10 protein-coding genes are annotated in these 12,575 nt (G+C 68.5%); 6 read left to right on the plus strand and 4 right to left on the minus strand.

The features are described 5' to 3' along the window. The first annotated feature begins 126 nt into the window (after window positions 1-126). Genes Q9K23_RS14940 through Q9K23_RS14960 form a run of 5 tightly spaced genes read left to right on the plus strand, consistent with a single transcriptional unit; the run spans window position 127 to window position 5,081 of the window. Entirely contained in the window at window positions 127-1,692 is a 1,566-nt protein-coding gene (locus tag Q9K23_RS14940; RefSeq protein WP_305950548.1) for an ABC transporter substrate-binding protein, read from the plus strand. Beyond that, complete coding sequence (locus Q9K23_RS14945; protein WP_053776377.1) at window positions 1,692-2,777, plus strand: ABC transporter permease; 1,086 nt, start codon at window positions 1,692-1,694, stop codon at window positions 2,775-2,777. Before Q9K23_RS14940 ends, Q9K23_RS14945 begins: the two co-directional genes overlap by 1 nt. Then, window positions 2,774-3,661, plus strand: a complete 888-nt coding sequence (locus tag Q9K23_RS14950) for an ABC transporter permease (protein WP_053776327.1) — start codon at window positions 2,774-2,776, stop codon at window positions 3,659-3,661. The genes Q9K23_RS14945 and Q9K23_RS14950 overlap by 4 nt, the downstream gene beginning before the upstream one ends. Continuing rightward, window positions 3,661-4,425, plus strand: a complete 765-nt coding sequence (locus tag Q9K23_RS14955) for an ATP-binding cassette domain-containing protein (RefSeq protein ID WP_305950176.1) — start codon at window positions 3,661-3,663, stop codon at window positions 4,423-4,425. Before Q9K23_RS14950 ends, Q9K23_RS14955 begins: the two co-directional genes overlap by 1 nt. A gap of 14 nt (window positions 4,426-4,439) precedes the next feature. Continuing rightward, window positions 4,440-5,081, plus strand: coding sequence for an ATP-binding cassette domain-containing protein (locus Q9K23_RS14960; protein WP_082365712.1), 642 nt, complete (start codon window positions 4,440-4,442; stop codon window positions 5,079-5,081). A gap of 11 nt (window positions 5,082-5,092) precedes the next feature. Here the strand turns inward: Q9K23_RS14960 and Q9K23_RS14965 are convergent, their stop codons facing one another. Next, on the minus strand, window positions 5,093-6,049 hold the full coding sequence (locus Q9K23_RS14965; RefSeq protein WP_053776328.1) for a R2-like ligand-binding oxidase: 957 nt from the start codon (window positions 6,047-6,049) through the stop codon (window positions 5,093-5,095). Window positions 6,050-6,090: 41 nt separating this feature from the next. Continuing rightward, complete coding sequence (locus Q9K23_RS14970) at window positions 6,091-8,280, minus strand: MMPL family transporter (RefSeq protein ID WP_053776379.1); 2,190 nt, start codon at window positions 8,278-8,280, stop codon at window positions 6,091-6,093. 127 nt (window positions 8,281-8,407) lie between these two features. On the opposite strand from Q9K23_RS14970, the gene Q9K23_RS14975 reads away from it, so the two are divergent. Continuing rightward, window positions 8,408-9,535, plus strand: coding sequence for an NDMA-dependent alcohol dehydrogenase (locus Q9K23_RS14975; RefSeq protein WP_053776380.1), 1,128 nt, complete (start codon window positions 8,408-8,410; stop codon window positions 9,533-9,535). Between the two features lie 500 nt (window positions 9,536-10,035). On the opposite strand, the gene Q9K23_RS14980 is transcribed toward Q9K23_RS14975, so the two are convergent. Together Q9K23_RS14980 and Q9K23_RS14985 are read right to left on the minus strand one after the other, a co-directional pair. Then, window positions 10,036-10,539, minus strand: coding sequence for a potassium channel family protein (locus Q9K23_RS14980; RefSeq protein WP_238403555.1), 504 nt, complete (start codon window positions 10,537-10,539; stop codon window positions 10,036-10,038). Between the two features lie 28 nt (window positions 10,540-10,567). Beyond that, window positions 10,568-12,574, minus strand: coding sequence for a M13 family metallopeptidase (locus Q9K23_RS14985; protein WP_020793326.1), 2,007 nt, complete (start codon window positions 12,572-12,574; stop codon window positions 10,568-10,570). Window position 12,575: the final 1 nt, after the last annotated feature.

Consider the following 12,575-nt stretch of genomic DNA (forward strand, 5'->3'; position numbering starts at 1 on the left):
ATGCGTCGAAAGACTGGCCAACGGCTGTCCGGATTGCGACGATCACCCAATGGGCTGAGGATATGCTCATATGTTCAACTGAACAGACTTTAGAGGTGGTAAATGAAGCGGCGTGCAATGCTCGCGATGGCCGGAGCGGTGGCGATGCTCGCGGCCGCCTGTTCCGGCTCGACGGACGAGCAGGACGATCGGCTGGTCCTGGCCGCCGGGTACGAGCTGGGTGACTACAACCCGATGATGGGCTACGGGCAACTCGGTGTCTCCCCGATCTACGAGGGATTGCTGCAGCCGCAGGCCGACGACGACACCGTCGTCCCGGACCTGGTCCCGGCGCTCGCCGCGGCGGTACCCGCCCGGATCGGAGACACCAACACCTGGCGTATCCCGTTGCGGGAGAACATCTCCTTCTCCGACGGAACCGCCTTCGACTCCGCCGACGTCGTGGCCACCTACCGGGCGGTGCGCAACCCGGCCGTCGCATCGGAGATCTCCACCGATGTCGCACCGATCACCGAGATCACCGCGGACGGGCCGAACGCGGTGGTGGTGAAGCTCGACACCGCAGCCGACCCGTCGCCGTACCTGCTGCTGGGCATCGTCCCGTCCGAGCGGGTGCAGGACGCGCCGGCCGCCGAGTGGACGCTCAACACCGAGCCCGTCGGCACCGGCCCGTACCGCCTGGACTCCCTGCAGCCCGACCAGGCGGTCCTGGTCGCCCGCGACGACTACTGGGGCCGCGCGCCGCAACTGCGCCGCGTCGTCTACAGCTACGTCCCCGACGACAACACCCGTGCCCAGCGGATCGCCGCCGGCGAGGTCGACGGCACCAACCTCCCACCGCGACTGGCGAACACGCTCGACGGCCGGGACGGTGCACAGGTGGTGGCGGTGCGCTCGGCCGACTGGCGTGGCGTGTCGTTGCCGGCCGGCAACGCCTTCACCGCCGACGTGCAGGCGCGACTGGCGATGAACCTCGGTGTGGACCGGCAAGCGCTGGTCACCGACGTCCTCGCCGGCCGGGGGGAACCGTCGTCGACGCCGATCGCACCGGTGTACGGCGAGGCCTACGACGCCGCAACACAATTCGGGTACGACCGGGCCGCGGCGGAGGCCGTCCTGGAGCGTGCCGGATGGATCGCCGGTGGTGACGGAATCCGCGCCAAGGGCACCGATCGCGCGTCGTTCACGCTGCTCTACAACGCCCAGGACACCCTCCGCCGCGATCTGTCGGTGGCCTTCGCCGCGGCGATGAAGCCGCTCGGTGTCGAGGTCACCCCGCGAGGCACCAGCTGGGACGACATCGACACCCGACTCGGCACCGACGCAGTGCTCCTCGGTGGCGGCTCCACCCCGTACAGCATCGACTCGCAGGTGTACGACACGCTGCACACGCGCGTGCCGGACTCGTCGCCGTACTCGAACCCGGGGAACTTCACCGCACCCGGACTCGACGCACTGCTCGACGCCGCCCGGATGAGCGCGCCGTCACCGGAGAACACCGAACCGTACCGGCAGATCCAGCGGGTCTACGCCCAGGCGCCGTCGTCGGTGTTCCTGACCTTCCTGCACCACACCTATGTCTCCCGGCCCGGCGCATGGACACATGACGCGCCGATCCTCGAACCCCACTCCCACGGGGTCACCTGGGGGCCGTGGTGGAACCTGCCGTCGTGGACCGAGGGCGGCCGGTGATGACCGCCACCGTTTCCGCCGACTCGACGTCGGACCCGAAGGTCGCTGCACGACAACAGGGTTCCGAAGAGCCGATCGATCCGGGTGTGGCCGGCCGCCGGCGGCCGTCACGGAACCGGGTGGCGCTGCGACTGCTCGCCCGCCGGCTGCTGATCGCGATCCCCACCATCGTGCTGGTGTCGCTGGGGGTGTTTCTGGTGGCGGGGATGTCGCCGTTCGATCCGCTGACCGCCCATCTCGGCGACCGCTACCAGTCGGCGACCGAGTCCCAGCGCGAAGCCGTCCGCGAGGCCTATCACCTCGACCAGAGCTGGCCGTCGGCATGGTGGGACTGGTGCCGCAACCTGATGCACGGTGATCTCGGCTGGTCGGCGACGCAGTCGCAGCCGGTCGCCGACGTGATCGCCGCACGCATGCCGTTCACCGTCGGTATCTCGCTGGCGGCATTGCTTGCCGCAGCGGTCATCTCGATCATCCTGGGTGCGGTGATCGGCATGCGCCGCGGCGGGCTCGTCGACCGGGTCTGCACCGGTCTCGCAGCGGTCCTCGCCGCGACACCGCCGTTCGTGGTGTCACTGTTGCTGGTGAGCGTGTTCGCGGTGGGGCTTGGGGCGTTCCCGACGTCGGGCGCCCGACGGCCCGGCGACGACTACAGCGTCGACGGTATCCTCACCCATGCCGTGCTCCCGTTCGTCGCCCTGACGGTGTCGATGATCCCCTGGTTGCTGCTGTCCATGCGGGCGGCGGTGATCGATGCCGTCGACTCCGATGCGGTGCGCGGTGCGCGCGCACGCGGGATCGGCGGAATCCGTTTGCTCCGAGGCCATGTCGCGCCGATGTCGGTTCTGCCCACCCTGGCCCTGTTGGGTACACGCCTGCCCGAGCTCATTGCCGGGGCCGCGATCGTCGAGACCGTGTTCGGCTGGCCCGGACTGGCCCAGGCGCTCGTCGATTCGGCTGTGGCCCTGGACTTCCCGCTGCTCGCCTCGCTCGCGGTGGGATCGGCGGTGCTGGTGCTGATCGGCTCGGCACTCTCCGACGCCGCAGCCGTCTGGATCGACCCGCGGATCGGACTGACCGCATGACCGCCGGAAATCTCGCCGGAGGTGCAGACGTCCGGACGCGGACAGCCGGCCGTGCACAGACCGTCCGGGATGCCGCCGCTCGGCTGTGGCGGCACGGGCCCTGGGTGGTCCTGGCGCTGGTGGCGGCCTTCGCCGTAGTCGTCCCGCTGCTCGCCGGTGACCAGACCGCCGACTTCGCCGCCGCCCTGCGCGCGCCGGGCGACGGAGCATGGCTGGGTACCGACCATTCCGGCTACGACCTCGGTGTCCGGACCGCAGAGGGCCTCCGTATCTCCCTGCTGATCGCCGCCCTGTGCGCGGTGATCTCGACGGTCCTGGGCCTGGTGGTGGGGATCGGTGCGGTGACCATCGGTGGCTGGTTCGACGCCGTGGTGATGCGCGTCGTCGATGGGGTCAACGCGCTGCCCCACCTGGTGGTGGGTGTGGTGATCGCCGCGATGTGGCGCGGTGACCCGGTGGCCATCGTCGCCTCCATCGCGCTGACCCACTGGCCGTCGGTGGCCCGCGTGGTGCGTGCCGAATTGCTCGACAACGCGCACGCCGGATGGATCGAGTCGGCCCGGCTCGCCGGCGCGTCCCGCTGGTTCGTCGCACGCCGGCACCTGCTCCCGGCGGTCACCGGACAGGCACTGGTGGCCATGATCATCCTGTTGCCGCACGCGGTGTGGCACGAGACCACCCTCTCGTTCCTGGGGGTGGGGCTCTCGCCGGACGAGGCCAGCCTCGGCACGCTGCTCGGGCAGGCCCGCGGTGACGTCCTGACCGGTGCCTGGTGGACGCTGGCCGTCCCCGGGCTGGCGCTGATCATCGCGGCCCTGGCGTGTACCGCGGCCGGATCGGCGTTGCGCCGCAACCATCGTCCGCCGAGTGGGGAGGTGTGGTGATGGCCGAACCGATCGCACGGGTGACGGGTCTGACCGTCGACATCGCCACCCGCCGTGACCGCCGTGCCGACACGGTGCGGGTGCTCGACGACGTCGACCTCTGCCTGGCCGCGGGGAGCGTCACCGCACTGATCGGTGAATCCGGTTGCGGCAAGTCGATGCTCGCCGCCGCACTCACCGGTTTGCTGCCGCCCGGGTCGCGGGTCGGCGGCACGGTGACCGTCGCGGGTGAGACCCTCGGCGTCGACGACCCACGCTGGCGGGCCCTGCGCGGCAGGCACATCGGCCTGGTCCCGCAGTCCCCGATGACCTCGTTCACCCCGGTTCGCACGCTGGGTGACCAGCTGTCCGAGGTCGTCGACGTCCTCGGCGGCTCACGGACCCCGGCCGAACTGTGCGCCGACGTGGGACTTCCGGTCGATGCGCTCGACTGCTACCCGCACGAGCTGTCCGGGGGGATGGCGCAGCGCGCGGCGGTGGCCGCCGCGATCGTCGCCGAACCGGCCGTGATCGTCGCCGACGAGCCCACCTCCGCACTCGACCCGGAACGGGCACAGGCGATCTGGGCATTGCTCGGCAGCCTCGCCGAGCGTGGTGCGGCGGTACTGGTGATCACCCACGACATGGACGCGCTGACAGAAGCCCGCGTGTGCCGCTCCATCGCGGTGATGCGGGCCGGGAGGATCGTCGCCGAACAGGACCTCCAGGCGTGCGCCGAGCATCCCGACGACTATGTCGCCGCGTTCTTCACACCGATCCGATGAGCCGGAGGATTCCCATGCCGCACACACCGACCGCGCTCCGGCAGACCTCCGGCCTCGTCGCCGAGCGACTGCGCGTGGGCTTCGACGGGCACACGGTGCTCGACGACGTCGACCTTCGGGCGCGGCCGGGTTCCATGATCGGGGTGACCGGTCCGTCGGGGACCGGGAAGACCACGCTGCTGCGGGTGCTCGCGGGTCTGGTCCCGGCCGATTCCGGCACCGTCCGGTACGGCGAGCGGGACACCCCGGCGCCGGGTGCGATCGGCATGCTCGCCCAGCATCCGCGCCTGGTCGTCAACCCGCGCTGGACACTGCGCCGCATCGTCGCCGAACCGGCCGTGATCACCGGCGGCGATGTCGACGTCGATGCGATAGCTGGGCGCGTCGGACTGGAATCGTCTCTGCTGGAGCGATTCCCGGCCCAGGTCAGTGATGGACAGCTGCAACGGGCCTGTGTGGGACGCCTGCTGGTTCAGGCACCGCACATCGTGCTCGCCGACGAACCCACCTCGATGCTCGACCCGGTGGCCGCCCGATCGGTGATCGGCCTGCTCCAGGAGATCGTCGACGACGGAGCGGCCCTGGTCCTGGTCAGCCATCACCGCGGGCTCGTCGAATCGCGGTGTGCCGAGATCGTCGAGCTCGGGAGCCGGTGAGCGGCAGTGGGTCAGAGCGCGCCCATCGCCGCGGCATCCTCCCCGAACCTCTCCTCGAGTTCGGCGGGGGAGTAGTCCAGATCGATCTCGGCGAGGTCGCGCCCGCGCGCGGACTCGATGGCGCCGAGGCGGCGCTGCGCGCGGTCGGCGGCATAGGCGACGAACTCGTCGTTGTCGAGACCGAACGGCTGCTCGTCGAACTGGTCGTTGACCCAGTTGATCAACCCGACGGCCAGCGGCAGCAGTTCACCCATCCGGTCGGTGATGACGGTCCACAGCGAGTCGTCGGCGGCCACGTGCCGCCGGCAGGTGAACGTGCCCCACGCCATGTGGCGGCGCTCGTCGTCGCCGATCAGCCGGATCAGGTTGCGCATACCGGGGAAGATCTCGTACTTGGCGCAGACCTTGTGCCACGCGTGATATCCGGTGAGCGCCAACGAGCCCTCGACGACGTGGTTGTAGGTCACACTGGCGCGCACCTGATTTCGCGGTGACGGATCGGCGTGGAGTGCCTGCAACGACGTCGGCAGCTCCTCGTAGAACAGTTGCCGGTAGTAGGGGTTCTCGGCGACATACGGATTGAGGTCGGCGGTCAGGCCCACCGCATCCATCCAGAGCCGGAACACCTGGGTGTGTTTGGCCTCCTCGAAACAGAACTGGCTCAGATACATCTCGTCGCCGAACCGTCCCTCGGCGGCCATCGCATCCATGAACGGCCGGATGTCGGCGGTGACGGCCTCCTCGCCGGCGACGAACTCCGACACCAGGAAGGTGGCACTGCGCCGTTGCTCGGCGGTGATCTCCTGCCAGTCCTCGGCGTCGGCACCGAAGTCGATCGCCGTCGGATCCCAGAAGCGGGCATTGCCCTTGGTGAACAGGCGCAGGGGCAGGGAGTTCCAGTTCAGGCCGCCGCGGCGCAGGGAGGTGAAGTCCTCCCGAAGGTCCGCGGTGTGATCGGAGAGGGTCATCGGACACCAGATTTCACGTCAAGAGGGCTGTGATGCCGACGCTAGCCCTGATCGTCGACGCGGACCCCGGATTCGGCCGAACCCGTTGCGGGAACCGGTGTTCCGCCGGACTTGTCGTCATCGGTGGGGTCGGTTCGGGCGGGGTCGGTTCGGGAGAGGGCGCTCGGCCACCAGATCCGACGCCCGATGTCCAGGGACAGCGCGGGGACCAGTAGTGTCCGGACGATCAGCGCATCGACGAGCACACCGAAGGCCACCAGGAAGGCGACCTGGGCCAGGAACAGCAGCGGGATCACCGCCAACGACGCGAAGGTGGCCGCCAGCACCACACCCGCCGAGGTGATCACACCGCCGGTGGAGGTGAGCCCGGCGATCACCCCGGCCCGGGTGCCGTGCCGCAGCGATTCCTCCCGCACCCGCGTCATCAGGAAGATGTTGTAGTCGATCCCGAGCGCCACCAGGAAGACGAAGGCGAACAACGGGACGGTCGGATCGGCGCCGGGAAAGCCGAACGGCCCGTTGAACAGCAGCGCGGCCACACCCAGTGTGGTCGCGAACGACAACACCGTGGTGGCCAACAGCAACAGTGGTGCGACCAGACTGCGCAGCAGCAGGATCAGCACGGCCAGCACCACCAGCAGCACCACCGGGATGATCAGATTGCGGTCGGCCTTCGCGGTGGTGCGGGTGTCCAGCGCGACCGCGGTGGTGCCGCCCACCTCGGCGTCGGCGCCCGGGATGGCGTGCACCCGGGTGCGGATCCGTTCGACGGTGTCCTGGGCGGCCAACGACTCGGCGTTGTCGGCGAGGGTCACCTCGACCGCCACCCGGCCGTCACGCACGATGGGTGCGCCGTTCTCGCTGCTCACCGACACCTGTGCGACCCCGTCGACGGTTTTCGTGGTCGCGACCACCTGATCGGCGGCGGCGGCCTCGGTGAGAATCCACGTCGGGCTGCCGCCTCCGGCGTCGAAATGCTGCGCCTGGATCTCGGCACCGGCCACCGAGTCGACGTCGCCGAGGAAGAAGTCGGTCTGGGCGATGCCGTCGGAACGGAAGGTGGGGGCGAAGGCCGCGCCGACGATCAGCACGATCAGGGTGCCCACCCAGACCGCGCGGGGGCGGGCGGCCACCCACTCGGCGATGCCATGCCAGAAACGGTGCGTCGGTTCGCCGGCGGTGCGGTGCGGGCGCAGCGGCCAGAACGCGGAGCGGCCGAGCAGGGCGAGCACCGCGGGCAGGAAGGTCATCGACGCCAGGAACGACGCGACGATGCCGAGCGCGGCGATCGGGCCCAGGCTGCTGTTGGAGTTGAGGTCGCTGAGCAGCAGACACAGCACACCGGCGATCACCGTGCCCGCCGACGCCGCGATCGGTTCGATCGTGGCGCGCCAGGCCCGGGTGATCGCGGTGACCCGGTCGTCGGTGGCGGTCAGCTCCTCGCGGAACCGTGAGACCAGCAGCAATGCGTAGTCGGTGGCGGCGCCGAACACCAGGATGAACAGGATGCCCTGACTCTGACCGTTCAACTCGAGCAGCCCGGCCCGGGTGAGTGCATAGACCACCCCGCAGGCCAGGGCGAGGGCGAACACCGCCGAGATGATCACCACGAACGGCAGGATCGGACTGCGGTAGACGACGATCAGGATGGCGATCACCACCAGCCCCGCGACCAGCAGCAGGATGCCGTCGATCCCGGCGAAGGCCTCACCGAGGTCGGCGATCTGTCCGGCCGGTCCGGTGACCAGTACGGTCAGGCCGTCCGGGGCGTCGTCGAGCGCCGTGCGCAGGGCCTCCACGGCATCACCCGGATCGGAGTCGACGGTGGAGACCGGGATGAACACCTCGAGCGCGCGACCGTCGGACGACGGGATCGGTGGTGAGACGGCCGTACCGAAACCGGGGGTGCCCGCGACGCCGCCGGTGGCGTCGGCGACGAACGCACGGTCGGCCGGGGTGATCCCGGATGTGCGTTCGGCGATGACGATGGCCGGCACCTCGTCGGTGTCCTGGAATGCCGCGAGTTCCTCACCGGCACGGGTGGATTCGGCCGAAGCGGGCAGAAAAGCGCTGCTGTCGGAGGTGGTGACCGAGGAGAGTTTGCCGGCGAACGGTCCGGTCAGACCGCCGATCGCGATCCACAGCAGGATCAGCAGTGCGGGCAACAACCACCGGAGGGTGCGGACCCGACGGCCGGAGGCATTCGGGTCGTCGGACGCGGGCTCGGCCATGACATCCATCCTCGCACGGGGCACCGTCCCGGTCGCGCATCGAATACGTCATTCCCATGCGGGCCGGCGCATCCATGGCCGACGATGTGATGTGAGGCACAGATGGTGCCGGAAAGGTGTGGGGCGCGTGAAGACCAAGGGTGCGATTCTGCGGGAACCCGGACAGCCGTGGCAGATCGAGGAGATCGAGATCGGTGATCCCGTCGCCGGTGAGGTCCAGGTTCGCCTGGCCGCATCGGGACTCTGCCACTCCGACCATCATCTGCGGACCGGTGACAGTCCCATCCCGATGCCGGTGCTCGGCGGCCACGAGGGCGCCGGCGTGGTGACCAAGGTCGGTCCCGGTGTCACCAGACTCGCCGAGGGCGATCACGTCGTCACCGCGTTCATCCCGGCGTGTGGTGTGTGCGAACCGTGTTCGCAGGGGCATCAGAACATCTGCGACGAGGGTGCGCGGTTGCTGAGCGGACTGTCGATCGCCGACAACACCCACCGCATCCACACCACGGATGGCACCCCGGTGACCCAGATGTGCCTGCTCGGCACGTTCTCCCCCTACATCACCGTCAGCGAGGCGTCGGTGGTCAAGATCGAGGACGACATCCCGCTGCGTGAGGCCGCACTCCTCGGCTGCGGTGTGGCCACCGGCTGGGGCTCGGCCGTGGAGATCGGCGACACCCACACCGGTGACACCGTGGTGGTGATCGGTATCGGCGGCGTCGGCATCAACTCCGTGCAGGGCGCCGCGGCGGCCGGTGCACGATTCGTGATCGCGATCGACCCGGTCCCGTTCAAACGGCAGATGGCCGAGAAGGTGGGTGCGACCCACTCGTTCGCCTCGATCGAGGAGGCGGCACCGGTGATCGGGGAGATCACCTGGGGAAAGATGGCCAACACCACGGTGATCACCGTCGGCGAGATCTTCGGCGACATCATCGCACCGGCGCTGGGGCTCACCGGCAAGGGCGGCCAGGTGGTCGTGGTGGGTATGGGCAACTTCGCCGCCGAGGACGTCAAACTCAACCTCTTCGAGCTGACGCTGCTGCAGAAGCGGGTCCAGGGAGCGATCTTCGGTGGTACCGGTCCACGCACCCAGATCCCGAACCTGCTGCGCGAGTATCGTTCCGGATCACTGAACCTCTCGGATCTGATCACCACGACCTATCGGCTGGACCAGATCAACGAAGGCTATGACGACATGCTGTCGGGCAAGAACATCCGTGGCGTGATCGAGTACACCGACGCCGACTACTGATCGGTCGGACCGCTCCGGTGGTTGCGCCGGCGAGGTCGGGTTGCGGGGGTTTCGACACGCCTCGTCGCTACGCTCCTCGTCGGCTCAACCATTAATGGGCAGTGGGTGATTGAGCCGGGACCGAGCGTAGCGAGGACCCGTGTCGAAATCTCCGCAGGGTGGGTTGGGTGGTGGTCACTTTTGAGGTGGTGACGCTCCTGAGGTTGGCCGTCTGAGGTTTCGACACGTCTCGTCGCTTCGCTCCTCGTCGGCTCAACCATCAATGGGTAGTGGGTGATTGAGCCGGGACCGAGCGTAGCGAGGACCCGTGTCGAAATCTCCGCACCGTGGGTTGGGTGGTGACCGCTTCTGGGGTGGTTGCGTTGCTGGGGTCGGCTGTCTGAGGTTTCGACTCGACTTGTCGCTCCGCTCCTCGTCGGCTCAACCATCGTAAGGGGCTGCGTCGCTTCGCTCCTCGTCGGCTCGACCACCGTAGGGCATCGGCGGTCGTGTAATGCTTTTCAGCCGTCTCCTTGTTTGCGTTTGTAGTTCACGAGCAGGGTCACCAGCCGAAGTCCCAGGCCGATGAGCACTACGGTGCTGACCATCTGGACCGACACCATCGCCCGGGAACCCTGTGACGCCGGGGTGATGTCGCCGAATCCGGTGGTGGTGAACACGGTGAGGCTGAAGTACAGGGCGTCGATCCGGGTCAACCGCTCGGACATGCTGCCCGGCGAATACTCGGAGAACAGGTAGTACGTGGTGGCGAACGAGATGATGTAGAGGCTCGCGACCGCCACCATCATCTCGAGTGCGGTGGCCACCGGATGGCGTGAACGCATGAAGTGCCGGACCTCCCACCCGCAGAACGCGACGAGCAGCGCGGCGCCGACGACGAATCCGATCCCCTTGTAGCCGCTGTCGGCGTTGATCGGCAACAGGAAGTAGCCGACCAGCAGGACCAGCCCGGCCAGGATCGGGCGCAACAACGCCACGGTGACCTGGCCGGGGGTGACCTGCATGCCGTCGAACTCCGGCGGCTGGTCGGAACTACCAGATGCGAACACGGTCGGCGTCCGGGAGGTACAGGTCATCACCCTCGGAGACGTCGAACGCGTCGTAGAACGCGTCGATGTTGCGGACCACCCCGTTGCACCGGAACTCCGGCGGCGAGTGCGGGTCGATCGACAGACGTCGGATCGCCTCGGCGTCACGGGTCTTGGTGCGCCAGATCTGGGCCCAGGAGAAGAACACCCGCTGGACGCCGGTGAGATCGTCGATCACCGGGGTCGGCGTACCCTCGGTCGCCAGGCGGTAGGCGACCAGGGCGATCGACAGGCCACCGAGGTCGCCGATGTTCTCACCGATCGTGAACTCGCCGTTGACCTTGTGATCGGCATCCAGGCCGGCCGGGGTGAACTCGTTGTACTGCTCGATGAGTTTGCGTGTGCGGGTGGAGAACTCGGTGCGGTCGGAATCGCTCCACCAGTCGACGAGGTTGCCGTCGCCGTCGTACTTGGCGCCCTGGTCGTCGAAGCCGTGGCCGATCTCGTGCCCGATGACCGCGCCGATACCACCGTAGTTGGCGGCGTCGTCGGCCTCCGGATCGAAGAACGGCGGCTGCAGGATGGCGGCCGGGAAGACGATCTCGTTCATCCCGGGGTTGTAGTAGGCGTTGACCGTCTGCGGCGTCATGAACCACTCGTCACGGTCCACCGGGGTGCCGATCTTGGCGAACTCACGGTCCTGCTCGAACGACGACGCACGGGCGACATTGCCGATCAGATCGCCGCGATCGACGGTCAGCGCACCGTAGTCACGCCAGCGGGCCGGGTAGCCGATCTTGGGGGTGAACTTGTCGAGCTTGGCCAGCGCCTTCTCGCGGGTGACCGGGCTCATCCACTCCAGATCGGTGATGTTGCGTCGGTATGCCTCGACGAGGTTGGCGATCAGCTCGTCCATCCGGGCCTTGGCCTCCGGCGGGAAATGCTTGTCCACGTACAGCTTTCCCACCGCGAATCCGGCCGCGTCCTCGACGAAGCCGACACCGCGCTTCCACCGTTCCCGGATGGTCTCCGCGCCGGTGAGGGTGCGTCCGTAGAAGTCGAAGTTCTCGTCGACGAACGCCGCGGACAGATACGGTGCGGCGGCGCGCAGCAGCCGCCAGGTGAGCCAGGTCTTCCAGTCCTCCAGGGGAGACCCCGCGATCAGCGCACTGGCGCCGGTGACGAACGACGGCTGGCCGACGACGGTCTCGGCAAAGGTGACCTCGCCGGTGGTGCCGAGTCCGCCGAACCAGGCAGAGAGATCGAAACCCTCCGCAGTGGAGGCGAACTCGTCGAGGCCGAGGAGGTTGTAGGTCAGCTCGGCGTCGCGGCGGCGCACCACATCCCAATGATGTGCGGCGATCGCGGTCTCGAGGTCGAGCACGGTCTGTGCCCGTGCATCGGCGTCGTCGAATCCGGCGAGGGCGAACATCCTGCCGATGTGGACGAGATAGGCCTCGCGGATCGCGGCGTGCTTGTCCTCGCGGTAGTACGACTCGTCGGGCAGGCCGAGACCGGACTGCACCACGTGGACCAGGTAGCGGTCGGACTGCCGGGCGTCGGTGTCGACGTAGAACCCGAACAGGCCGCCGACGCCGCGGCGTTGCAGGCGGCCGATCTGGGCGGCGAGCCCGGCGGTGTCGGAGATCGCCGAGATCCGGTCCAGCTCGCCCTGGACGGGGCCGAGGCCGAGCGCCTCGATGTGGTCGGTGTCCATGAACGAGCCGTAGAGGTCGCCGATCTTGGCCGCGTCGGTGCCGCTGTCGGGGTTGGCTTCCGAACAGGCGATGATCAGATCGCGGACGTTCTCCTCGGCGCGGTCACGCAGGACGTGGAAGGCGCCGTCCACCGACCGGTCGTCGGGGATCTCGTGGGTCGCCAGCCACTTGCCGTTGACGTGTGAGAACAGATCGTCCTGGATACGGACGGAGTCGTCGACCCAGTCGAGGTCGAGACCCGAGATCACGGTGGCATTCGGGGCAGGGGTCTTCGAGGCAGTCACGCCGTCCATC

Origin of the sequence: Gordonia sp. NB41Y, from assembly GCF_030718915.1 — a bacterium.
Taxonomy (GTDB): domain Bacteria; phylum Actinomycetota; class Actinomycetes; order Mycobacteriales; family Mycobacteriaceae; genus Gordonia; species Gordonia desulfuricans.